This window comes from Acinetobacter genomosp. 33YU, from assembly GCF_001990725.1.
Taxonomy (GTDB): Bacteria; Pseudomonadota; Gammaproteobacteria; order Pseudomonadales; family Moraxellaceae; genus Acinetobacter; species Acinetobacter seifertii.
The window spans coordinates 84,762-109,531 of the sequence record NZ_LFZQ01000009.1; the positions used below are offsets into that span (position 1 = coordinate 84,762).

Genomic DNA, 24,770 nt, shown 5'->3' on the forward strand with positions numbered 1-24,770 from the left:
TAGGTTCTTTTTTTATCTCATTTACTATTTTTTAGCAGCGACCATTTGCTTATAAACATCTCGGAAAATTTCATAATCAATAAATTCATTATGTTCAGGTTTTAACTTCTGAATTGTTTTTTCCGTAAGCTGTTGTTTACGAGCGGCCACATAAACGTTTCCTAAAATATCAGCGGTTTCTGATAACAAATGTTTTTCTTCAGCAGAAACACCGTTTTGTTTTTCAAACTCTAACTGATACTGTTTTGAGAAAAGTTGGGCTGGTTGCTTATATTGCTTCTGTAATTTCTGCCAAGCTTCACGCCCTGCTTTACCTTGCATGGTCTCTATTACAATATGATCTACAGCACGACCTAACTCATGGTCAAACTGCTCATCTTGCTCAAGATGATGCTTTTTCTGTAAAGCTGTAATGCGTTCTAAGGCTTTTCCTTGAGGATTATAGGTATCTTCTTCTGAGAACCAGTAAGCATAAACCTCAGCAATTTCTTGTAGCTGTTGAACAGAGTAATACTTAATATATGACGGTTTTTCAGCAGTCAATTTGGCAATAAATACTGCTTTATAAGTTTTGTCATAGGCATGCGTTGCGTCATAGGTTTTATCTGCAAGTACAGCCAGATTTGCATCTAGATCTTGTACGTCACTATGCGTGCCTACTGGATGCTCTAACACATCACCTTGACCGAGTTTGTCACCAAAACCTTTAATAAAGTTTTCTAGCATAGAACCTTTACTTGCTTCAGCTACAGATTTGGCTTGTTTAAGCTGCTGTTGATCAATTGAGGTCGCTTTACCGTAGTTTAAAATTTGCATATCAGCTTTAATATTGAAGCTATGTTTAAACTCGGCTGGCGTATAAGCAACATCATAAGCCATGTTCACTGCACGGCCTTTGTCATCTAAAGCCACATCAATCGTGATTGGATTTCTTTGCTTCGGTAAAGCTTGCTCAATCTCAGCTTTATGTTTTAACCATAAAGCTTTGAAAGCTTCATCATTGATAAACTGGTTTTGGTTATAAGCTTCAAACGTTTGTTTTAAAGCGTCTCGGCGAGACTTAGTTTGAACTTTTTCAGCACTTGCAGCGCTCTGGTCTAGCACATCAATGCCATAAACTTGGCAATAATTAATATCACCTAAAGCAACAGGTTTCTTCAGTGTTTTTAATTCAATACATTGATCTTCAGTGAGAGTTACAACCTCTTCAGCTTGTGCATCTTGTACACCATCTGCAGCAGCTTCTTCACTGGCATCTTCGTCTTCAGAAGCCGATGCATCTGCAGCTTCAGGAGCTTGCGCCGCCGCACTTAAATTATCTTCACCTTCATCATCTGATGAAAGAGCGCCATCAAAGTGTGCGTTGATTAAACTATATAGTTCCTGACTTACAGCAGCAGCGTCATCGGAAGAAACTTTTAGTTCTTCCTTATTAGTTGCTCCTTTTTTTGCTTCAGAAGCAGCAAGCTCAGTTGCTACCTTTTCTGCCATCTTTTCATTATCGAAGCCTAAAACACTTTTTTGAAGGTATTTATCATTGACCTGACCATACAGCTCAACTTCTAAAAGCAACTCTTCAATCGTAGTTTTCAAACGAATTTTATCAACAGCCCCAGCCTTACGATCAGTATCTGTCAGAGATACACGTTGTAAGTTTTGCGGGTCAGCCAACCGATATGACACTGCACTAGAAGCTTTAAGATATTCAATAAACTTCTTCATATCGACATTTTTAAAGAAGTCTTTGTATTTTGAAAAATCAATGTAAGTTAAATTGTTTTGATTTTCTTTATTGACTAAATACGGCATTAAACCGAAGTAATTTACATAAAACTTATAATTTTCTAAATCAAGCACCATTGGCAATTTTGCCTGGACCAATAGCGTTGGCTTTTCATATCTAGCAGTTAGGTTAAATGAACCCATTTTCTGACGATAATGAATTGAGCCGTCATAGCTAAATTGAAGATCATTTAATAAATTAATTAATACGGCGTTTACTTTGTCAGAACGTGCTGATGAGGTCAGTCCCAAATCACCTTGTTCATTTGCAATAGCCGCATAGAGGGTTTGTTTCTGTGCTTTACTTAAGCCAACCTTTTGCTCACGTAAGTACTGATCGACTTTCTTTTGTAATTCAGCATCAAGCTTTGGCGTATTTTCAGCTTTTGAATTTTGCTTTATTTGTGATGGATCAACCGTAATTTTAAAGTTTCCGCGATAATCATAACTTGGATATTCATACATCGCGTTAACGCTTTGAATAGCTTTTTGCTCTAAATTCGCAGAGGCTAATTGCGGACGCACACTGTGTTGCGCACACGCCGTCAAGCCCAAACTAAATAAACATAAACTGAGATATTTTAAATGCATAACCTTTTTTAAAACCTTATCGCTTTATCTTTTCAGCAAAACTTGCTAAAAATAAAAAATTAGTTGTTTTTTCACATAAAAGTATAAGCCCTGACTTTATCAGAAAATATAATTTACGGTGTATTTATTTTCGACAAAATTCGCTTTTCTGACATTCTTTTCGGGTGTGATTAACATTGTATTTTTATCATGCGAGTGAATAATCAAATCATCGATTGAGATAATCCCACAATGATTCAAAATTAGGATTAAAGCCATGCCAGCATATAAAGCTCCCCTACACGATATCCGCTTCTTAATGAATGAAGTACTAGATTATCCTGCTCACTATAAAACTTTATCAAATGGTGAAAGTGCAGATCCAGATACTGTAGATATGATTCTTGAAGGTGCGGCAGATTATTGTGAAAATGTACTGTCACCACTTAACCAATCTGGCGATGAAGAAGGTTGCCATTTTGACAACGGCGAAGTAAAAACGCCAAAAGGTTTTAAAGAAGCTTATGACCAGTTCGTAATGGGTGGCTGGCAAGGACTTTCTTATCCTGAAGAATTTGGTGGTCAAGGCCTACCAATGTCTCTAAACCTGATTAAATCAGAGATGATGGGTACTGCAAACTGGTCATTTACCATGTATCCAGGATTAAGCTCAGGTTGTATGAACACGATTTTGCAATTCGGTACAGATGAGCAAAAACAAACATATATGCCTAAACTTGTTGAAGGTACATGGAGCGGCACAATGTGCTTAACTGAACCTCAATGTGGTACAGACTTAGGCCAAGTAAAAACTAAAGCTGAACCTCAAGCAGATGGTACTTACAAACTCACGGGTACAAAAATCTTTATTTCTGCGGGTGAACACGATTTAACTGAAAACATTATTCACATCGTACTTGCTCGCCTTCCAGATGCGCCAGCAGGTACACGTGGTATTTCATTGTTTATCGTACCTAAATTCATGCCTACAGTAGATGGCGGTGTGGGTGAACGCAATACCGTAACTTGTGGTTCAATTGAACACAAAATGGGTATTCGTGCTTCTGCAACTGCTGTACTCAACTTTGACAATGCAACCGGTTACCTGATTGGTGAAGTAAACAAAGGTTTACATGCAATGTTTACCTTCATGAACACAGCGCGTATCGGTACTGCTGTTCAAGGTATTGCACATGCTGAGTTATCTTTCCAAGGTGCTCTTCCATATGCTAAAGACCGTATGTCTATGCGTGCCCTTTCTGGTAAGAAAGATCCAGATAAAGTTGCTGATGCAATCATTCACCATGCTGACGTACGCCGTATGCTTTTAACTCAAAAAGCAATCGCTGAAGGCGGTCGTGCAATGATTTACTACGCTGCGCAAATTGCTGACAAAATGACAGATGCGTTAACACGTGGTGACCAAGCTGCTTTCGAAGACTACGATGACAAACTTGGTTTCTATACCCCGATCTTAAAAGGTTTCTTAACTGAACTTGGTTTAGAAGCAGCTAACCACGGTATGCAAGTTTACGGTGGTCATGGCTATATTAAAGAATGGGGTATGGAGCAAATCGCACGTGATGCACGTATTGCGACCCTATACGAAGGAACAACTGGTGTTCAAGCACTCGACTTAATTGGTCGTAAAGTGTTGTTAAGTTCAAAAGGTAAAGTAGTACGTGAATACACTGCTGAAATCTTAAAATTCTGTGCTGCTCACGCACGTAATAAATACTTACGTCGTTTTGCTTGGGACTTAACTAAGCTTTGTGCTCAGTGGAACACTTTAACAGTTCGTATCATGCTTGCTGCTCGTAAAGACCGCGACATCGTGTCTTCTGCTTCTGTAGATTTCTTAATGTTCTCAGGCTATGTCATGATGGCTTACTTCTGGGCTCAACAAGCTGTGATTGCTTCTGAAAAATTAGAAGCTGGCAACGGTCAAGAAACCCCTGAGTTCTATAAAGCAAAAATTAAAGTTGCTGATTTCTACTTCGACCGTTTATTGCCACGTGCACAAGGTCATGCAGAATCGATGGTAACTACATCTCGCACACTTACTTCATTACCAGTTGAACACTTTAGCTTCGACTACTAATGATTTGTAAATACTAAAATTAAAAGAGCGCAATTTATATTGCGCTCTTTTTTATATTTAAATTAACTTTATTCTTTTTTAAGGATATAAGCTTTTGTAGGTACAAAATAATTTTGTTCTAGAAACTCACGATTTTTACCATAATCACTATAAAAGAGTTTTTCTAAATTTACCGATAAAATTCTTTCTGAATCAATATTAAAGTAGAAATTCACATCTGATGCGGGGCAATGAATAATTAAATTATGTTCTACATTATCTACTTTCCACGTTAAGTTAGGACACAATTGATTTACAACCGCACTTTTAGCTCCATCTTTAGTACCTATACGTCCGTAATGAATTACATTCCAGTAGGCAGAACCATCGGCTAGTAAATTTAAAATATATTCTGCTTCCCCATTCTCACAATCAGCAAAAGCATCTGTACAAGATATGCGAGTATGATAACGTCCAACATACTGTAATGATGAGGCTGACAATTTCTGTAAGTGGCCTTGTGAATTATTTGGTAGAAAAGTCCGACCAGCCGCAGCATCTAAAGTTGTTACTGCCGAATTATTTTTTATAGCATCATTTTCATGCTTTGAAGCTGTCGTGGATACGCTGGAATGATCTTTCGATTCCGCATGGTTTATATCGCAGGCAGTTAACCCTATGCCTAGGATAATCATTAAACCTAAATGCTTTATTACAAAACCAGACTGCTTCAAAGATATATACATCATTTAAATACGACAGCAATGTTACAAGTTTATCTTTAATCCAAGAACTATTTACCTATATAAATAAGATTTAGCCCTGAAAAAGTGCATTTTAGTTGATGTTTCTTTCATTCCCTTAAATCGTTTACATATTTTAACCATTTTTAGTTTTATTAAGACTTTAACTTGGTAATTCGATCTCCATATCTTTATTAAACAAGTGAATAAATGATTCCTTGTAGTTTATATATTTGAGGAGAATTAGATGGCCAATTCTGGTTTATATCGCTCGAACCGACAAAGCATGATCGCCGGTGTAATGGGCGGTATTGCTGAACGTTTTGGTTGGAACACAAATTTATTACGCATTATTTTCGTATTGGTTTCGGTAATGAGTGCGGCTTTCCCAGGGATTTTAGTTTATCTCGTTTTATGGTTAGTCATTCCTAAAAGACAGCCTGAACAAGTCCATGGTTATCAACAGCCTGTTCGTACTGTACGAGAAGAACAAGTACATTAAATAACTTAGTTTATTTTGGTCGCTACGGTTGCATCCCCTAATCAACCGTAGCTTTTTTTATTCTAAAATTATAGCTTCCGATTTAGCTGTTGCTGTAATGCAGCAATCATATCTGCACGGCTAATCATTCCTATAAGCTTACGATTTTCAACAACAGGAATGTAGTTAAAAGACTTTTCAACAAAGTATGGCACTAAATCTTGAATAGGTTGGGTTGGTAGTACAGTAACCACTCGACGACTCATGATCTGCTTTACATAATGCTGCCAAGAGTTTCTTGGATCGGCTGCGCCTTTAAACCACTCGACGACTTCATAGAGCGCTAAAGTTCCGACCAAATGGTTGTCTGCATTGACCACAGGTAAGCTCATCAAGTTCACTTGTTTAAACTTATCGAGTGCTTGGTGAATATCGTCATTTTCATGTAGTTTAATCACATCACGGCTCATAATATCCTGACAGATATATTGGTTCACCATGCGTTCATTGGCATGTTCTTGAGCTTCTAAAATGATTTTTTCTAAGTCGTACTGGCTAATATCTAACAGTTCAGTGTGATGCCCTAATGCATACTCGATATCTTTTGGCTGAATCGACACTTTCTGAGTTGGCGTTGGGTCCTTACTTCGCTCATTTAAATGTGCGGTAACGGGATAATGTCGCCCAATCAATCGATTGAAGAAAACAGCAAACCCAAGTAAAAGAAGCGAATTGAGTAAAACTGGATAAAAAATAAAATAAAAGCCTAATTTATGGATGGCTGCACCACCCAGTACAGCCGTAATTGCAACTGCTCCACTTGGTGGGTGTAACGAGTCGGTAGTCATCATTAAAAAGATGGCAAGCCCGACAGCCACACTAAAAGCCGTAGTTAAATCAGGAATCCACTGTGCACAAGCAACGCCAATAATGCCAGCTAAAGTATTGCCAACAATCACATTCCAAGGTTGAGCCAATGGACTGGTTGAAACTGCAAATAAAAGAACAGATGAGGCACCCATAGGCGCGATGTACCAAGCATTAATTCCGCCAAGAACATACCAGCTAATTAAAGAAGAAATTGCTAAACCACACAACGCTCCAATACCGCAAAGCAACCGCTCTTTAAGAGGTAAAACCTTAAAATTTGGTTTTAAAATCTGTAACCATTCTCGCTGTATAACACTCACAGTACACCTTTGGGGATATGCCGTTATTTATAACGGGCAAAAGTATACGCCCAAAGCCATATAAAATGCATTTAAATTATATCTTTTAATGTTCAGAGAATTTGTTGAAGTTATTCTTACTATTTTAAAACTTTAATATTCCATCAATTTTTCATTTAAGTAGCGCCAGTAACGTTTTGGCAAATACTGCACATGAAGTTTTATATTCTGGCGTTCTGTAATATTTACGCTCTTGAAATAATCTTTCCAAAGTTGATCATACAAAACTTCTTGTTGATCTAGCTCAAGTTGAAAGCTTTGACTCATGCCATTTTTTAAATTACGGTCAACTTCAGAAGCTTCGAGTGAAACTTCATGTATTTCACTTAAATCATAATAAATACCAAAATTACGTTGCTCGTCATAAATGAGCCAACGCTGATCTTGATAACGCCGTTTAAAATGCGGCTGAATAAGCGGTAAAACATTAAAATCGGGACGAACCAGACTTAAAAAAAGCTCATCTTTAGTTTTCTTAAAGCGAATAAAAGCCTCCATTCTATGCTTTTCTCGCCCGACTTTTTTCGTCCACTGTGCAATTGCTAGAACACTTGGGTGCGAGTAATCTTTTTCTACAGACGAATGACTACTAAACACATAAATACAGTAATTAAATAAGTGCTGATAGGCGTCTAAAGATTCAGATAAATAAGCAAAATAAAATTGTTTTAACGAAGAAGATGAAAGCTTTTTTTGTAACGCAGACCACACACGTTCGGCATGTTGCTCGTTATTTGCAACCTCAATTTTATCGGCAAATAAGCCATGCTGAGCTGCATCATTCAGACAGAGTTTGACCTGTAATTCTTTAAATTGAAATGCACGAAAAACACAGCTTAGCAGCCCAACCATTGAACCATCAAAATAGTAAGCAACTTCCTCATTAAACATGGCCTAAAACCCAAGGCTTAATTGTGGCGAGAGTTGCTGCACATATTTCGAAGATCCCTGCGTTAAAATCTGCTGTCGAATATACCCAGAAGATAGTTCCTTTTGGAATTTTGGACTGTCTTCACAGCGAATAAAGAATTTTGCACGCTGGTAGGCCACGCCTAATTTTTTAAGTAAATCGATATGGATTTTTCCAAAACGGCGAGCCTGCACAATTTTCTTGGCCGATTTCACCCCAATGCCCGGTACACGCAGAATCATTTGATAATCTGCACGGTTTAAATCTACTGGAAACTGTTCAGGATGCCTTAAAGCCCAGCTTAATTTCGGGTCTACATCAAGGTCTAAGTTTGGGTGTTTTTCATTGACGATTTCATTGACCTGAAAACCGTAAAAACGCATCAACCAATCGCTTTGATAGAGCCTATTTTCACGAAGCAACGGCGGTGCAGAACCCACTGCTGGCAAGTAATTATTTTCGGTATTAATTGGGATATAACCCGAAAAATAGACGCGCTTGAGTTTAAATTCCTTATAGTGCTTGTCTGCCATAAACAAGACATCTTGGTCTGACTCTTGATGTGCCCCCACTACCATTTGAGTGGTTTGCCCTGCTGGTACATATTTCGGTACATGCTTAATGATTTGTCGCTCATCTTTAAGCTGAATGAGCCTGTCACGGACTAGTCCTAAATCTTTTTGTACTTCCTGATGTGATTTTTCTGGGGCGAAAGTTTTTAGCCCAATCTCAGTTGGCATCTCTAAATTAATACTCATTCGGTCAGCGTATAAACCTGCTTCATGAATCAGTTCAGGCGATGCTCCCGGAATGGTTTTTAGATGAATATAGCCATTAAAGTTTTCTTCAAGACGCAACTTTTTCACGACTTGAAGCATACGCTCCATCGTATGATCCGCCGATTTAAAAATGCCTGAGCTTAAAAATAACCCTTCAATATAATTACGGCGGTAAAAATTAATAGTTAAGTCTACGACCTCTTGCACCGTAAATGCCGCACGCTGGACATCATTAGAACGGCGTGAAACACAGTAGGCGCAGTCAAAAATACAAACATTACTAAATAGAATTTTTAAGAGAGATACACAGCGGCCATCTTCAGTATAGCTATGACAAATACCCGAATGACTAGCATCCCCTAGACCTTTATCTTTGTTTTTACGGTCACTGCCACTTGATGAACAAGACACATCATATTTAGCAGCATCAGCAAGAATCTGTAGTTTTTCTCGAATGCGATCAGACATATCAAACGACTCATTTGTGGCATCGTTTAAAAAATATCATGTCGCATTCTTAAATTTAATCTAGTGAAGTACGGTCAGCGTCATGAGATGACGTTTAAAATGAACTAGCTTAATTAACGTATTCTTCAAGCTGCTTTACACGCTTTTCATACTCTTGCATTGGGCAATATGAATACATCGGTGAGCCAATGTATGAACCTGCATTATTACATTCCTGATCTACATAGGCTTTCCAGAGTCGCTGAGATTTTAAAATATCTTGGTAACGTTCTGGCTGTTTGTATTCTTCGCTTTGTGCACGAATTTGATCAATCAGAGCAACAATTTTTTCTTCATAAGTCTTTTTAGCTTTATCAGAACAACTATACACAACCATGTTATTAATACTTTCAAGCTTCATTTCTTTAATAGTCTGGTCTACACATTGGTTGTATTCATCTTGCTCATCAGTTTCGGTTTGTGCGTATAACCACGGACTACAGAAAAGGCTGGATAAAACAATAAGTTTGCAGCAAAATTTCAACATAACTTCTTCTCAGTTCTATAATTTTTTAATATGCTTCAATATAACAAAAAAACGATTATTCACGCACTTGCGCTTGCACCTATACCATTGCTAAGTTTATCTGCCTTAGGAGTAATGACATTAAATGCTGAGTTCAACCTTTATTCGATTGGAGTTATTTTTCTAGCCCACTTCTTATTTTATTTACTTTTTTATGGCCTTCTGGTTACTCCTTTCACATATGTCATTTCATATTTACTCGCCCGTAAAAATCGTTTAAATCTGATGAGTATTTTCATTAGCGCAACTGCGATCTGGATTTTGATAAGCCCTATTGCACGTTTGTTTTTTGTCGGGTCATTTCCATCTCCTTGGTGGGATATTTATAAGATTTACAGTTTTTATCTCATGATTTTATTTACCGGCTTTTGCTACTGGTTAAGCTTGAAGTGGCTAAGCCGAAAACAAATAGGCTAATCGCGTATTCCTTTGATTAAGCCTTTGCCACTCCCCTACAAAATCCTTATACTTAGGGGCAATTTTTCTCATAAATTCGTGGATGCTACATGAGTCGCGCCATCTCGCATATTGATACATTTCAGGGTTTAATTCTTGCCCTACAAAACTACTGGGCCGAACAAGGCTGCGTCGTATTACAACCTTACGACATGGAAATGGGCGCTGGAACATTCCACACCGCAACATTCTTACGTGCTTTAGGGCCTGAAACTTGGAACGCGGCATACGTTCAACCTTCACGTCGTCCAAAAGATGGTCGCTATGGTGAAAACCCGAACCGTTTGCAACACTACTACCAGTTCCAAGTGGTGCTTAAGCCAAACCCAGATAACATCCAACAGCTCTATCTTGATTCTTTAAAAGCAATCGGGATTGATACGCTTACTCATGATATTCGCTTCGTAGAAGACAACTGGGAATCTCCGACGCTAGGTGCTTGGGGCTTAGGTTGGGAAGTTTGGCTTAACGGCATGGAAGTGACTCAGTTCACTTACTTCCAACAAGTCGGTGGCGTTGAGTGTTATCCGGTAACAGGCGAAATCACTTATGGTTTAGAACGTCTAGCGATGTACCTTCAAGGTGTAGACTCGGTTTATGACCTTATTTGGACGAAAGGCCAATTCGGTACTGTAACTTATGGCGATGTATTCCATCAAAATGAAGTTGAGCAATCGACTTATAACTTTGAATACGCTCCAGTTGAAAAACTATTTGAACTCTTTGATTTTTACGAGTCAGAAGCAAACCGTTTAATTGAAGCAAAACTTTCTCTTCCTGCTTATGAGCAAGTGGTTAAAGCGTCTCATACCTTTAACTTGCTTGATGCACGTGGCGCAATTTCTGTGACTGAGCGTCAACGTTACATTTTACGTGTACGTACTTTAGCGCGTGCTATTGCACAAAGTTATGTACAAGCACGTGCAGAGCTTGGCTTCCCAATGGCAGAACCACACTTACGTGATGAAGTATTGGCACAGTTAAAAGCACAAGCTGAAAGTGAAGCAGCAAAGGCGGAGAAAAACTAATGAGCAAACATACTGTTTTATTCGAACTTGGCTGTGAAGAGCTTCCACCAAAAAGCTTAAAAAACTTACGTGATGCCCTAAAAGCTGAAACGATAAAAGGCTTAAAAGATGCAGGTTTAAACTTCGCATCAATTGAAGCTTATGCAGCGCCACGTCGTTTAGCGCTTAAAATTGTAGATATCGATGCTGCTCAAGCGGATACACAAAAACGTTTTGACGGTCCTGCTGTTCAAGCAGCTTACGATGCAGAAGGCAAACCAACTAAAGCACTCGAAGGCTTTATGCGTGGTCAAGGTATTACAGTTGATCAGCTTTCTACTTTCCAAGCTGGTAAAGTTGAAAAAGTTTGCTATTTAAAAGATGTAAAAGGTCAAAGCCTTGATGCTTTACTTCCACAGATTTTACAAACTGCATTAGACAATTTACCAATTGCTAAGCGTATGCGTTCTGCTGCAAGCCGCACCGAATTTGTACGTCCAGTGAAATGGGTTCTCTTACTTAAAGATAACCAAATTGTTGACGCGACTATTCAAGATCATAAAGCTGGCAATGTGACTTATGGTCACCGTTTCCATGCACCTGAAGCTGTGACTTTAGCGCATGCAAATGACTATTTAGCTGCTTTAGAAAAAGCTTATGTCGTTGCGAACTTTGAAAAGCGTCAAGCAACCATTCAAGAACAAGTGAAAAAGTTAGCTGATGAAGTGAACGCAACTGCGATTGTTCCAGCTGACTTACTTGACGAAGTAACAAGCCTCGTTGAATGGCCTGTGGCTTTACGTGCAACTTTTGAAGAACGCTACTTAGCTGTTCCTCAAGAAGCTCTTATTACGACAATGCAAGACAACCAGAAATATTTCTGTTTGATCAATGCGGAAGGTAAATTACAGCCTTACTTTATTACTGTTTCAAATATTGAGTCTAAAGATCCAACTCAAATTATTGAAGGTAACGAGAAAGTTGTTCGTCCTCGTTTGTCTGATGCTGAATTCTTCTTCTTACAAGATCAAAAGCAACCGCTTGCATCTCGTAAAGAAAAATTAGCAAATATGGTATTCCAAGCACAGCTTGGTACGCTTTGGGACAAATCAACACGTATTGCAAAACTTGCTGTTGCGTTGTCTCCGATCACTGGGGCAAACCCAGCAGATGCTGAAAAAGCTGCATTACTTGCTAAATGCGACTTAACCTCTGAGCTTGTTGGTGAATTCCCAGAACTTCAAGGTATTGCAGGTACTTACTACGCGCGTATTGAAGGTGAAAACACTGAAGTTTCAGAAGCTTTAGGTGAACAATATTTACCAAAATTTGCTGGTGATGTTTTACCAAAAACCAAAACAGGTACAACGATTGCCCTTGCTGACCGTTTAGATACTCTAGTTGGTATTTTCGGTATTGGACAAGCGCCAACAGGTTCTAAAGACCCATTTGCTCTTCGTCGTTCAGCAATTGGTATTTTACGTTTAATCATTGAAAATGAATTAGATGTAACTATTGAAGAGTTAGTAAATCTTGCACTTCAAGGTTATGGCAATATCGTTAAAGACCACGACAAAACTCGTGCTGATGCGGTTGCTTTCTTGGAAGGTCGTTACCGTGCTAAGTACGAAGACCAAGGTGTTGCTGTTGATGTGCTTCAAGCAGTTCAAGCACTTGCACCAAAATCTCCACTTGATTTTGACAAGCGCGTAAATGCTGTTAACCACTTCCGTACATTACCTGAAGCTGCTGCACTTGCTGCTGCAAACAAACGTGTTGCTAATATTCTTGCAAAAGAAGCTGCACCAGAAGGTTCTGTAGTTGAAGCAAACTTGGTTGAAGATGCTGAAAAAGCATTATTTGCTGAGCTTCAAACAGTAACTCCTGTGGTTGAACCATTACTTGCAGCAAAAGATTACACTGCTGCCCTTTCTAAGCTTGCAGCACTTCGCGCGCCGATTGATGCATTCTTTGATGGCGTAATGGTAATGGCAGATGATGCTGACCTGAAAGCAAACCGTTTACGTTTATTGGCTCAGTTACGTAACTTGTTTACTGCTGTAGCTGATGTGAGTGTATTGCAGGGCTAATTAGCTCATTATTAAATAAAGGGATCTTTTAGAGATCCCTTTATTTTTTACGTTAAACAAATGCTTTAATTTCTTCTAAACTTTTCGATGGCTCAAACCACATAAAATCATAATCGGCCACATCATGAATATAAAACGGATCATTTTTCATGATTTCTTCGGCTTCTTGAATCGAAGAGCTTAGCACCAAAATTACCCCACCTACTCTATTTTCTCGGCGTCCCGATGCTAAAAACTTCTTTTGCTCATAGTAATGATCTAAAAACGCAATATGTTCTTTGAGTACAGCATCAACTTCGGCTAACGGTTTTTTATAAGTCAAGGTAACAACAATCATCTCATTCTCTTAAAGCAAGTAGCGCATTACATATGCTTATTCGATAGTACGCCTATTCCCCCAATTCATCCACACCAAACTCCCCACAATAATTACTCCACCCAACGACAAAATTATTAGAGTGTTATAACTTTTTCACCACACTACCTAATACAAGTCTTTTACTTATATAAGTCATTATAATAATTTGATATTTTTAAAAAATATCGTTATAAGTCTGCTGGTTTTATCAATTAATATCATCTAGAGTTATAAATAAATGAAGAAGAATATTCTATTACTTGTTATTTCTATGTTATCTGTTGGACAAATGGGCTGTTCTATAGATCCTCATCGGATCACTTTACCTAACACTGCAAATCCACCTGCTACAGAAAAGATTAATGTAGTTGGAATGTCTCGAAATGAATTTTTAAATAAATTCCATCCCCCTGTAGTAAGTAGACTCATTGGTGATAAAAGAGTAGATACAATCACTTCGTATAAAATGAACAACAAACCCAAAGCATACGGAGTGGCTTTATATAACGGCTTAATAGCGAATACAATCGTGTCGTCAATACATAGTGTAATGCCGAGTAAATTACCACTCGATTCCGTGGACGAAACTCTATTAATCCCAGACTCAGTAATTAGCAGAGAGAAAGTAGTCATTGCAATTACATATAATTCTTCTGACTATATTGAGAAAGTAGAAAGGATAGAATGATTCCACTACTAATATTTTGAGTTATAAGATATAGCTATCAAGTTATGCTGATTTAAATGATCATTTTTTTAATAAAATACTCTCATTTTAAATCAGCTCTCAACAACGATAATATTTAATTGCTATCTACTTGGCTGGCTCAAAGAATTATTTTTTCCAATTCATCCACACCAAACTCCCCACAATAATCACTCCACCTAGCAGCACCATCATTGATGGTTTTTCATTTAAGAAAAGAACTGCCAAACTCATAGCGACAATCGGCGAACAATATAAAAAATTCGATGCAATCGTTAACGGCATATTTTTAAGTACATAACCCCAAAGTACATAAGCCATCGCACTTGGGAAAATACCTAATAGGACAACTGACATATTGGCTTGCCAAGTAGCATGTAACATCTCATTCGGTAAATGGGCACTATAAAATAGTAAAGGAATGGTACCGAACCAAATGATGTAGCACATCATGCTCAAAGCATCATAATTTAAAGCAAATTTCTTATATAAATTAAAGTACAGCCCCCATGCAATTGCAGCTAAAACAATCAACAAACTATAAGGGCTCGGCACACCAAAACCATGATCTCCACTGACCACCAACACGGCGCCGCAAAGTCCCAGCAAAATACACAACCACTGTTTAAAACTGATTTTTTCTTTAAAAAGCAAAGCTGAAATAATAAAAGTGAATAGTGGAATGGATTGGCTCAAAATACTAGATGCAACCGCAGTCACATATTGCTGCCCTGTATTTATAAGCAAATGATGCAATGTTACAGAGAAAAATCCTAACACCCCAAGTGCAGGAACATCTTTCCAATTTAAAGGCTGAATGCCTTTTTTCATGACCAAAAGTAGTAAAAAAACAGATGCAATCAAAAAACGGAGCAAGGCAATGTGCTGAGGTGTATATGAATGTAAAGCACTATGTACGCCAATAGGGGAATAACCCCAACAAAAGACGGTTACAGCAATACATAAAGAGAGCTTAAATACGGGAGGCTGGGTTTCGGCAGCAAGGGAAATTGCCATGTTAAATCTGCACTAGTGAAATGGAACACTTCCATCATATGCGCATGGATAGTTGAATAAAATTAACTTATATTAAGTCATATATTCATTAAAAGTGAATGATAAAACATGGATATCACTCAGTTAAAAATGTTTCAAACCGTGGTTGAATGCGGAACAATGGCAAAGGCATCAATGCAACTGCATTGTGTACCCTCCAATATCACAACGCGCATTAAACAACTCGAAGAAGAACTAGGTGCACCGCTATTTTATCGGGAAGGAAAAAGTTTAAACCTCACTCCTTCTGGTGAAATTTTTCTTAATTATTGCCATAAAATTTTAGCGCTATGCGATGAGGCAAAACGTAGTATTCACCCAGATGCACCGCCTTCTGGCCCACTCAAAATTGGAGCGATTGAATCGTCTGCCACAACTCGTCTTCCTAGCTTACTTGCGAAATATCATCAGCGCTATCCAGAGGTCTCCATTCAAATTATTACTGGCACATGGAAACAGCTATTAGTTGATATTTCTCAGCATAAACTCGATGGTGCAATTGTCGCGGGTAATATTGAATTTCCAATGTTAAATAAGCTGGGTATTTATCAAGAAGAAATTATTTTAATTGCCCCAGAATCTTTCGGTGAAATCCACTGCCAAGAAGACTTGATTGGTAAGGAAATTTTTATGTGGACTGAAGGCTGCCCTTACCGTGCAGCTCTCGAAGATTGGCTTAAACTCAAGAATATTTCACTTCCCATCACCAGCATTACCAGTTATGCCACGATTATTGGTTGCGTGAGTGCAGGCTCTGGTGTGTCTTTAGTGCCGAAGAGTCTTTTTGAGCAATATAAAAACTTAACCAATATTCGAGGCTATAAATTTGAACATCTTGCCTTTATGCAAAACCAGTTTTTCTGGCACAAAAATGTAAGCAATCACAAAGCGAGAGATATGTTTTTAGACTTAATTAAGTCTGAATTTATCGTTTAGGTTTTTGCTTGAAACAAACTATCCATGCAAAAATCTATGCTTTATATAAAATCGTCATGCATAAAAAGCATAACCAAATTTCAGAAATTTAAATTTTATACTTATAAAACAAATACTTTAAATTAAATTAATTTTTGATTTAGAAATAAAATCTGCATAAGCCATCCGCTTTTTGCAATGATCCTAATAAAAATACGCTCATTCTAAACATATAGAATTTTTTGAGTCGCTCAACATGAATAAAGCAATTGGAATTTTAGGTGGTATGGGACCACAAGCTACGATTGATGCTATGAATAAAATTATTAAAAATACACCAGCACATTGTGATCAAGAACATATTCCTGTCGTTACAGTTTCTATCCCAGATATACCTGACAGAACTCAATCCATTATAAATCATGATGATAAACCACTCGCAAAAATGGCTGAATATCTTAAAATCTTAGAAGCAGCACAAGTCGGTTGTATCATTATTCCTTGTAATACTGCTCATTTCTGGTTTAACCAACTACAAAAGCGCACCCAAACTAAAATGATCAGTATCATTGAGTCTGCGGTTCATTTTATTCAAGACAGTCAAATTGATGAGGTGTGTATTCTTGCTACATCTGCCACAATAAACACCGAGCTTTATCAAAGCCAGTTTATTGAAAATAGTATTGGTTTCTCTACTCCTTCTGCCGAAATGCAAAATAAAGTAATGCAAAGTATTTACCAATACAAAGCAGGAAATATTCAACAAGCTAGAGAAATGATGAAGGAAGTTATTAATTTTTACACTAACAAGAGAAATATAAAATTCCTGTTGGCTTGTACAGAAATACCTCTCATTTTAGAAGAAAGTATTGAGGCTTATCCTGAACTATTCATAGACACAACCGACGTACTCATTAAAAATGCGATTGCGTGGTATCAAAACGCTCCCATAGCAAAAGTTGCATAGTTAAATTAAAGATAATGCAACTTTTGCATAAATTAGTTTAGGCAATTGTCCAATCAATTGCCTTCATAAAGTTCCATAAACTTTCAGAAGCTGTATTGAGCCTCGCACTACTACGATATAAATAAATATCTACAGATAAGACTGAATCTTTCAAAGGCACAATCAAAAGTTGATTTTTTTCAAGCTCCTCCTGAATACTGTAATCTGGTAACCACCCTACTCCATACCCACCTTTGATCATGTCTTTAAGTAATAAACTCATTGAAGACACAAAGTTTGTCTCAAATTTATCTGAATGATGCTCTTGTAGAAACTTATTTACTTTTTTACCCATGTAACTATCGTCGGTGTAATTCATGAGCGGAACTGAAGCATCTTCGAGTGAATATTTGGGACGACCTAAATGATTAGGTGCAGTGACTAAATAAAGCTTTGCTGAAAATAGTTTATGGCACAAAAACTGTGGATTCATAAGATCATCATCATAAAAAGATGCGATAAAGTCACATTGACCATTTTTAAGAGAATCTACGGTTTCATTTACGTTAATGGCTTCAACATGAAAAATCTTTTCTTGGTAGTTTTTTAAATTTCCTAAAATTTTAGGAAAAATATAACCTGCCAAAGAATGCGCAGATGCAATAGTGACTTTACTTCTAACATGATTGTCACCTTTAATTCGATCTATATTGAACTCAAAATCATCTAGCAAATTTCTGGCGTGCAGAACAAAAAGCTTACCCTTTTCTGTGAGCTGTAACGGCGAAGTTTCTCGGTCAAAAACCTCAAATCCCAAACTATTTTCTAGAGCCTGAATACGGCGGCTTAGAGAAGACTGTGAAATATTTCTAATATCAGAAGCGATTGTAAAATTTCGGTATTTTTCTAGAATGATCAGATCATATAACCATTTTAATTCTATATTTTGTATCACCTGAAGCTCCAGATCATTCTAGGAATTTAGATAAGTTATTTAAGTATATTTGAAATGATGATTTATCGTAATTAAATCGTATGGGTTTTATCTCATTGCTGCACAAGGTTTATTTTTAACAGTAAGATCAGCACTTGATATTTTGACAGTCATTGGGGAGTTTGAACCAAATGAAAACCTTAAAAGTTTTATGTATTGCAAGCTCTATATTGGCTTCATCGACGCTCTTTGCTGAAACAACACAGCCTCAACCTACAAATGAGACAACGTCTAAAGCTCAACCTTATGGTGATAATCCAAGTTTAGGTCGTGTGTTGTTATATAAAACAGGAAAAGGCATACAAAACCTAGGGAACTCTATTCAAGGTGCTTCTGAAAACACCTCAAATAAAATTAGTGAAAAATGGCAAAGCACTAAAGAATTTACAGCTGAAAAATCAGAAGTTGCCCAGCAAAAAGTAGATACTGCAAAAGCATATACTGAAGAGAAAATAGAACAAGCTAAACAAAATATCACCAGTAGCCGAAATGGTGAAAACATTCCGATCGAACAAGGTGAGTTAAGTAAATCTAGTACGACGACTAATTAAAATTAGGTTTGAGAAGCGCGATTACTTCGCGCTCATAGAAATGTATACGTTTAAAAAGAAATACTACCCATTACAAAGAGCTAGGAATCTGCCTTATGAATAGTCAAAAACTTCTCTTTTCAACACTATGCTGTATCGCACTATCTGCATGTGCAACTACTAAATCTGTTTCTTCTTATTCTCAATCAAAGGTTTTAGAACAAGACACCAATATTGAAGCTTATCCAACCACCACAGGAAATGTAGCCAAGCTCATTAAACATGATAAGCAAGCTTGTATGATCGAATTTACGGGTTACTTAGGTGGAGGCCAAGTCACTGAGCACTGGATTTTTAATAATAAAGGTCTGATTTCAGCTCAATCATTTACCGAACAATATCCCGACTCATCTGGCATACTAAGTCAAGCCACCAACTCAACAACAAAAAGCTCGACCACTTTTAATATTCAAGATCCAGCAATTCAAAATAATTTTAAAAAGCTCCAAAGCAATTTTAGTAAAGCCAATTTAGCAAAATGTGATTAAAGATTTTCCATAAAAAACCCGTTGCAGAGGCAGTTTTCTGCAACGGGCCATAGCCATTCAAATTTCTTGGACCTAATAAAAAATTATAAATATGCTATTTAATTAATAGTTAAACCATTTGTTGCAGCCAGTAAATCAATACGAGGGAAAACCAAACCTGTTCTTGGGTCAGTAATAGGTTTACCCGTAGTTCTTAAACGATTAATCGTCTGATCGATAGTTTCGGTTGGTGTCACACTATTTGCTCTTAATAGTGCAATTGCGCCAGCAACATGTGGTGTAGCTTGGGACGTACCGCCCATAGTGTAGCCACCTGCTGTAATCATTGCCCCTGGAGCTAGTAAAGTCACAAGACTACCCCCGTTACTAAAACATGCTACTTTGTCTGCTGCTGTAGTTGAGTCAGTACATTTCACAGGTTTACCCCACGATACACCACCAATATTACTATCATATACTGCGCCAACTCTTACCGCTCCAGCAACACAAGCAGGTGACGAAATTCCATCAGGGAACGCATCATTACCAGATGCCACTACAGGGACCACGCCAGCAGCTCGCGCATTTGCAAATGCTGTTGCATAACTACTATTACTGCATTGTGATGTGTATTTAACGCCAGATACACCAAGGCTTAAATTGATCGCTTTAATATTGTAGGTTTTAGCATTATTTACTGCCCAGTTAATACCGGCAATGATATCGCTATCATAGGCTGAACTTAACAATTGACCATTCACGCGAACTTTTCGGAAAACGTCTATTCCTATAATTTTTGTTTTACTCGCCACTTTAGACACAATTGCTGAGACATTACTCCCATGACCATCATCATCCAGTGCACCATCATCTGGCGCGCTATCAAATGAATAAACGACACGACATGTACTTGAAGGTGAATTAACTGCCGTACAACCAAAATCCGAATGTAAATAATTTACCCCAGTATCCAATACAGCCACACTAGAGCCAGTACCATTAAAGCCTTTGGTATTAGCTTGAGGCTGATTAATTAAAGGCAAACTTTCCATCGTAGTGGCCCGATTAATTCGGTTTGGATATACAGCCTTAACGTTTGGGTCATTTAGTAAATCAACTAAAGCCTCTCTATTACTAACTCTATAAAAAGCTAAGGGCAAATTATTGTAGTCCCGAAGTACTTGCACCCCTACACCACGATTAAACCTTGACTGTAAGTTCTTTTTATTTGAAGCAATATAACTTCGCCGTTCCAAACCTGAAGCCACGCTTTCCGTAGGAATATTATATTCAACGATAAGGTCATTAGACTCATTGGTGACCAAGGCATCTAAATCGATTTTACCCTGAAACACTTTTTGTTTTGCTGCCTGATTTAGCTGCTGTTTGGCTCCCTTAGAATCCAAAGGAAGAGCGAAAGCTGTTGTACTTAATATTGTAGATATACCTAATAGTAATAACGTTTTACTTTGCATTATTTTTCTCCGTAGTTCTTTGGTAAAGAACATTTGAACGTCTAGTAGTTCTTGGATAAAGAAAACTAGATTATTTAAAGTGTTTTAATTTCATTAGCAGGATCTTTTTCTGGATCAATCGGTTGAATAGAAAGATCACTTTTTGTGTCATATAAAGGAACAGTATCTGAGGATACTGGTTTAGGTTGAGTAGAATTTAAAGATACATTTTTAGGTTGAGCAGGCTCCTTAAGTTGGGAATGTAAAGATGAAGTGTCTGATTGCGATGAATTCGACTTGTGCAAAGTAGAATTCATCACATCTGATGCACCGCTTGATGGCTTAAAATAGAGAACAACGGCGACTAAGCCGAGTAATACGACAAGGGAAGCAATAATTTTCATCATTTAAGATCTCTGTTTTTTTGTTTATAGACATCTCTATTTATTTTTGATTATTCGAAATAAAGCGCTATTTCTTGAGATATATGTCATGTGAAATTTCATTTCATAAAACATGTAAGCCCGAGGAACACTAAAATTCTTTTTCCCGAATAAACAAAAATACTGTTCTGCCCTGTGCATTTATATTTCTGGCAGAATATGGTTCAAAAAAGTGCCAAAAAGCACCTTATTCTCATAATAAGCAATAACTATGCCGTTATCTCGATTAAAAAAAGAAAAGGAAATCTTCTTTATAGATATAAAAAAATGGTCATGTTGAATAAGTTTAATTATTTGTATTTCTAAAAATAAGAGAAATTATTTTTTTACTAGTTTTTTAAACAGTCAAATATAGATATCTATTTCACTTTATTATTAATATTTTCTTTTCTCCACAATTTCTCCCTCATCTGTTTAGTGACTGTAATACTGTTGTAAGGTTTTGCTGAAGTCTATTCCTAAGCAAAGCAAGGTTTGACTATGATGCGATTGCGTTTATGAAATACCTCACTAAAAGGGTATATTCTTTGAAGGATATCGCAATGAAAATGATGAAAACAGCTATCGTTACTGCAAGTGTTCTTGCTTCTGCTTCTATTTTTGCACAAAGTGGGGACATCAATGCAGACGCTTCTGCCCAAGTAAATGTACAACCGGGTGGTCTTGTTAGTGGCGTAGCCAACACAGTCAAAAGTACTGCACACACTGTAGGTAGCACAGCAAAGCATGCTGGTCATGTTGCTGCTGACACTACAGTTAAAGCAACTAAAAAAGCAACTGGAAAAGTGACTGAACTTTCTTCTAAAGCTGCAAATGGTACAAAACACTTTGCTACCGAAGCAGTAACAGGTACTAAAAATGTAGCGACTCAAGCTGCAAACGGTACTAAAAATCTAGCCGTTGAAGCGAAAGCTGATACAAAAGCACATTTAAATGCGGTAAAAACTAAAGTAGCAGCACATGAAGCTGAACAAAAAGAGTTTACTGCTGAAAAACAAGCTAATGCTCAAGCACGTGTAGATGCAGTTAAAGCTCGCGTAGCTCAAAATCAAGCTGAGCAAAAAGAATTAGTGGCTGACACCAAAGCTGATGCTCAAGTAAAATTAAATGCAGCTCAATCAGCGCACGCGATTAATGCTCAAACAGGTGTAAACGTTGGTGTTAATGTTGCCCCAGTTGGAGTTAGTGCAAATGCAAACTTAAATGCAGGTGCTCAAGGCTCTACCCAAAAAACTGAAAAGAAATCTTTCATGAAAGGTCTTTTCGGTACTAACTAATTAAAGCTAGCAATAAAAAAGGGCAATCAATTGCCCTTTTTTATTTACTTTAAATCAGTTATTTAAAGAGTTTCAGTTAAAACCAAACCAGCGCGCAAACCAATTTTCACATTTGGGTTTGGAAATAAAATCCAGACTTGATCTTGCTCAACCACATAATTCCCAGAAGGTTGCATGGTAATGATTTCACCTTTCGTAAATGTCGAAAAGTTTGGAGCCTCAGCCGATAAGTTCATTTGAAAATCTTCATCTTTTTTAATTAAAGAATCAGACACCTGAAACACTCGAATTTTCGATTTATGTCGCTTCGGTAAAACTTGTTCAGAAACCACATGACGAATGACTTCATCAATTGCAGCAAACTGACTTAAGTCATTTTGTCCAAATGGCAAGGCTTTACCTAACTCTAAGGTTGCGCTCGCAGCTTTAAAACTCTCACTGGTAAAATGTGTAAATGTTTTACCCGCAGCACGATGATAAACCAGAGCATCTAAATCGGCAGCTTCAAGACTCGCTGTCAAATCAGCATCATAGTCATGCGTTTGATAAGGCAATAAAGCAAAAGTGGCTAACAAAGAAGCACGAATTGCGGTATGCAAATCATAGTGATAGCGCTTAGCATTACTCTCACTTTCTTTAAAAAAAGTAGCAACTGCCTGCTCTAAAACCTCAGCTCGCTTAGACTCTTCTGTTACAGGTAGAGTTTTATACCCACCACAAAACATTCGGTTTACATCGTCATATACATAGCGCTTGCCTTGGCGCATTGCATACGGATTACCTAATACAAGCAGCAACCTCACAGCAAGGTTTAAACGCCCTGCAAATAAATCGGTGCAAAGTTGAGACAACAACTCAATTGGTGCTGTTTCATTACCATGTACCCCAGCTGACAGTACGACAGCTTTGTCGTACTGTGCATGTGGCGTACATTCAAGAAGTCCTTCACCTAGCCAACGCCAAGAAAAGTTTTCTTGCTTTCCTTCGCGAGTTGTAGGCTGCTTACCCTGTAAGGTTAATGCTAGAAAATCTTGCATGCCACCTCCTCATTATTTTTGGAAAGGATAAACCGAACCCAAACCTAAAATTTTGGTGAGTTCATCAAGTGCCATACGGCTTTCCATAAGTAGGTGCGGATCTGCTAAATCTTCTTGCGCTAAACGATCACGATAATGTTTATCGACCCATTGATTGAGCGTTCCAAACAATTGATCATTCATTAATACTTTTGGATTTACAGCATTTAATTCAGTTTCGTTCAAAGCCACACGTAAACGCAAACATGCTGGTCCACCACCATTACGCATACTTTCACGCAGGTCATATACCTGAATCGCATCAATTGGTGTGCCCATTTGAATCATATCGTTCAAATAGCCCCACACTGCTGCATTTTGACGAGATTCTTCTGGCACAACAATCGTCATACCGCCATCTGGACGAGTCAAAATCTGGCTATTAAACAAATAAGTAGCAACAGCATCGTCTACAGTAACGCGGTTTTCAGGCACTTCAATCGAAATAAAGTCTTCACCAATGCTTGCCATTTTTTGACGAATTTCAGCAAAAGCTTGATCTTGATTTAAGAAAGCATGTTGATGGTGGAATAAAACCTGTTGGTTACTTACCGCGATCACATCGTTATGGAAAACACCCTGATCAATTACATCCGGATTTTGCTGAACAAAAACCGTATGTGCATCATCTAAACGATGCAAACGTGCAATAGCTTCACTCGCTTCGCGCGTTTGACGTGCTGGATAGCGCTTTGGTCCCGGTAAACCATTATTTAAATGTTGTTGACCATAAACAAACACCTGAATACCGCGCTTAGCATAATCACCACCTAAACGATTGTGATTTGCTGCCCCTTCATCACCGAACAAAGCCACTTGTGGTAAAGCTTCGTGGTGTACAAAGTGACGCTCATTTTTAAAGATCGCTTGTAAAACTTGGCTTGTAGTTTCAGCTTCAATTGAACGGTGAAATTTATTGTTCAGGTTAGCCGCAGTAAAATGCACGCGCTCATCTTGGCTATCAGCCGAAGGTGAAACTGTCGCAGCATTTGCAGTCCACATTGGAGAAGCTGAGCTTAAAGATGATAACAGTTCAGGTGAATGACGCATTGCTTGAGCCACAACACTAATGTCATCTCCTGTAAAACCTAAACGGCGTAACATTGGAACATGTGGACGTTCATGCGGAGCAAGTACACCTTGTTTCATTCCCATATCAGCCAAGGCTTTCATTTTTAATAAGCCTTGTTTCGCTGCTAATTTTGGGTTCGAGGTATTATTGCGGTTTTTGGTTGATGCTTCATTACCAAAAGACAAACCCGCATAGTGATGTGTTGGTCCCACTAAACCATCGAAATTTACTTCATATCCTTTCATTTTTTCTTTCC

General features: G+C 37.8%; 24 protein-coding genes. 10 read left to right on the plus strand and 14 right to left on the minus strand.

The window, feature by feature from the left end:
- Positions 1-24 precede the first annotated feature (24 nt).
- Positions 25-2,373: a hypothetical protein gene (locus AC056_RS10735; protein ID WP_077163593.1), complete on the minus strand. Its 2,349-nt coding sequence runs from the start codon at positions 2,371-2,373 to the stop codon at positions 25-27.
- 256 nt (positions 2,374-2,629) lie between these two features.
- Here AC056_RS10735 and AC056_RS10740 point away from each other — a divergent pair, with 256 nt between their 5' ends.
- Positions 2,630-4,453, plus strand: coding sequence for an acyl-CoA dehydrogenase C-terminal domain-containing protein (locus AC056_RS10740; protein WP_077163594.1), 1,824 nt, complete (start codon positions 2,630-2,632; stop codon positions 4,451-4,453).
- A 68-nt stretch (positions 4,454-4,521) separates the two neighbouring features.
- Here AC056_RS10740 and AC056_RS10745 read toward each other — a convergent pair whose 3' ends face one another.
- Positions 4,522-5,181, minus strand: a complete 660-nt coding sequence (locus tag AC056_RS10745) for a hypothetical protein (RefSeq protein WP_077163595.1) — start codon at positions 5,179-5,181, stop codon at positions 4,522-4,524.
- Between the two features lie 241 nt (positions 5,182-5,422).
- On the opposite strand from AC056_RS10745, the gene AC056_RS10750 reads away from it, so the two are divergent.
- Positions 5,423-5,677, plus strand: a complete 255-nt coding sequence (locus AC056_RS10750; protein WP_077163596.1) for a PspC domain-containing protein — start codon at positions 5,423-5,425, stop codon at positions 5,675-5,677.
- 68 nt (positions 5,678-5,745) lie between these two features.
- Here AC056_RS10750 and AC056_RS10755 read toward each other — a convergent pair whose 3' ends face one another.
- From AC056_RS10755 to AC056_RS10770, 4 genes are all read right to left on the minus strand, one after another.
- A complete protein-coding gene (locus AC056_RS10755; protein WP_077163597.1) occupies positions 5,746-6,846 on the minus strand; it encodes an HPP family protein in 1,101 nt (366 codons plus the stop codon).
- Between the two features lie 132 nt (positions 6,847-6,978).
- On the minus strand, positions 6,979-7,776 hold the full coding sequence (locus AC056_RS10760; RefSeq protein WP_077163598.1) for a TIGR03915 family putative DNA repair protein: 798 nt from the start codon (positions 7,774-7,776) through the stop codon (positions 6,979-6,981).
- 3 nt (positions 7,777-7,779) lie between these two features.
- Complete coding sequence (locus tag AC056_RS10765; RefSeq protein ID WP_077163599.1) at positions 7,780-9,042, minus strand: putative DNA modification/repair radical SAM protein; 1,263 nt, start codon at positions 9,040-9,042, stop codon at positions 7,780-7,782.
- Positions 9,043-9,151: 109 nt separating this feature from the next.
- Positions 9,152-9,568, minus strand: a complete 417-nt coding sequence (locus tag AC056_RS10770; protein WP_019457812.1) for a lysozyme inhibitor LprI family protein — start codon at positions 9,566-9,568, stop codon at positions 9,152-9,154.
- Between the two features lie 30 nt (positions 9,569-9,598).
- On the opposite strand from AC056_RS10770, the gene AC056_RS10775 reads away from it, so the two are divergent.
- The 3 genes from AC056_RS10775 (at position 9,599) to glyS (ending at position 13,160) form a co-directional block, all read left to right on the plus strand.
- The gene (locus AC056_RS10775; RefSeq protein WP_077163600.1) at positions 9,599-10,024 is read left to right on the plus strand and encodes a hypothetical protein; all 426 of its coding nucleotides are present in this window, start codon (positions 9,599-9,601) and stop codon (positions 10,022-10,024) included.
- A gap of 89 nt (positions 10,025-10,113) precedes the next feature.
- Positions 10,114-11,091 carry a glycine--tRNA ligase subunit alpha gene (glyQ, locus tag AC056_RS10780; protein WP_077163601.1) on the plus strand — a complete coding sequence of 326 codons (978 nt, stop codon included), beginning with the start codon at positions 10,114-10,116 and terminating at the stop codon, positions 11,089-11,091.
- Positions 11,091-13,160: a glycine--tRNA ligase subunit beta gene (gene glyS / locus AC056_RS10785; RefSeq protein WP_077163602.1), complete on the plus strand. Its 2,070-nt coding sequence runs from the start codon at positions 11,091-11,093 to the stop codon at positions 13,158-13,160. The genes glyQ and glyS overlap by 1 nt, the downstream gene beginning before the upstream one ends.
- A 52-nt stretch (positions 13,161-13,212) precedes the next feature.
- Here glyS and AC056_RS10790 read toward each other — a convergent pair whose 3' ends face one another.
- The 3 genes from AC056_RS10790 to AC056_RS10800 all read right to left on the minus strand — a co-directional run bounded on the left by AC056_RS10790 (position 13,213) and on the right by AC056_RS10800 (position 15,241).
- Positions 13,213-13,497, minus strand: coding sequence for a YciI family protein (locus tag AC056_RS10790; protein WP_016142940.1), 285 nt, complete (start codon positions 13,495-13,497; stop codon positions 13,213-13,215).
- Positions 13,498-13,827: 330 nt separating this feature from the next.
- Entirely contained in the window at positions 13,828-14,151 is a 324-nt protein-coding gene (locus tag AC056_RS19585) for a hypothetical protein (RefSeq protein WP_153575745.1), read from the minus strand.
- 202 nt (positions 14,152-14,353) lie between these two features.
- Positions 14,354-15,241, minus strand: coding sequence for a DMT family transporter (locus AC056_RS10800; protein ID WP_077163603.1), 888 nt, complete (start codon positions 15,239-15,241; stop codon positions 14,354-14,356).
- Between the two features lie 108 nt (positions 15,242-15,349).
- Between AC056_RS10800 and AC056_RS10805 the strand changes: the two genes are divergently transcribed.
- A complete protein-coding gene (locus AC056_RS10805; RefSeq protein ID WP_077163604.1) occupies positions 15,350-16,216 on the plus strand; it encodes a LysR family transcriptional regulator in 867 nt (288 codons plus the stop codon).
- A 235-nt stretch (positions 16,217-16,451) separates the two neighbouring features.
- On the plus strand, positions 16,452-17,162 hold the full coding sequence (locus AC056_RS10810; RefSeq protein ID WP_077163605.1) for an aspartate/glutamate racemase family protein: 711 nt from the start codon (positions 16,452-16,454) through the stop codon (positions 17,160-17,162).
- A gap of 37 nt (positions 17,163-17,199) precedes the next feature.
- On the opposite strand, the gene AC056_RS10815 is transcribed toward AC056_RS10810, so the two are convergent.
- Positions 17,200-18,096: a LysR substrate-binding domain-containing protein gene (locus AC056_RS10815; RefSeq protein ID WP_077163606.1), complete on the minus strand. Its 897-nt coding sequence runs from the start codon at positions 18,094-18,096 to the stop codon at positions 17,200-17,202.
- 170 nt (positions 18,097-18,266) lie between these two features.
- Here AC056_RS10815 and AC056_RS10820 point away from each other — a divergent pair, with 170 nt between their 5' ends.
- Positions 18,267-18,686 carry a hypothetical protein gene (locus AC056_RS10820; RefSeq protein WP_004705301.1) on the plus strand — a complete coding sequence of 140 codons (420 nt, stop codon included), beginning with the start codon at positions 18,267-18,269 and terminating at the stop codon, positions 18,684-18,686.
- Between the two features lie 95 nt (positions 18,687-18,781).
- Positions 18,782-19,213: a hypothetical protein gene (locus AC056_RS10825; protein ID WP_019457822.1), complete on the plus strand. Its 432-nt coding sequence runs from the start codon at positions 18,782-18,784 to the stop codon at positions 19,211-19,213.
- Between the two features lie 98 nt (positions 19,214-19,311).
- Here the strand turns inward: AC056_RS10825 and AC056_RS10830 are convergent, their stop codons facing one another.
- Together AC056_RS10830 and AC056_RS10835 are read right to left on the minus strand one after the other, a co-directional pair.
- Positions 19,312-20,667: a S8 family peptidase gene (locus tag AC056_RS10830; protein ID WP_077163607.1), complete on the minus strand. Its 1,356-nt coding sequence runs from the start codon at positions 20,665-20,667 to the stop codon at positions 19,312-19,314.
- Positions 20,668-20,741: 74 nt separating this feature from the next.
- Positions 20,742-21,050 carry a hypothetical protein gene (locus AC056_RS10835; protein WP_077163790.1) on the minus strand — a complete coding sequence of 103 codons (309 nt, stop codon included), beginning with the start codon at positions 21,048-21,050 and terminating at the stop codon, positions 20,742-20,744.
- A gap of 581 nt (positions 21,051-21,631) precedes the next feature.
- Between AC056_RS10835 and AC056_RS10840 the strand changes: the two genes are divergently transcribed.
- The gene (locus AC056_RS10840) at positions 21,632-22,366 is read left to right on the plus strand and encodes a hypothetical protein (protein ID WP_077163608.1); all 735 of its coding nucleotides are present in this window, start codon (positions 21,632-21,634) and stop codon (positions 22,364-22,366) included.
- Between the two features lie 62 nt (positions 22,367-22,428).
- Here AC056_RS10840 and astE read toward each other — a convergent pair whose 3' ends face one another.
- The gene (astE, locus tag AC056_RS10845; protein WP_077163609.1) at positions 22,429-23,403 is read right to left on the minus strand and encodes a succinylglutamate desuccinylase; all 975 of its coding nucleotides are present in this window, start codon (positions 23,401-23,403) and stop codon (positions 22,429-22,431) included.
- Between the two features lie 12 nt (positions 23,404-23,415).
- Positions 23,416-24,759, minus strand: a complete 1,344-nt coding sequence (gene astB / locus AC056_RS10850; protein WP_019457827.1) for an N-succinylarginine dihydrolase — start codon at positions 24,757-24,759, stop codon at positions 23,416-23,418.
- Between the last annotated feature and the right edge of the window lie 11 nt (positions 24,760-24,770).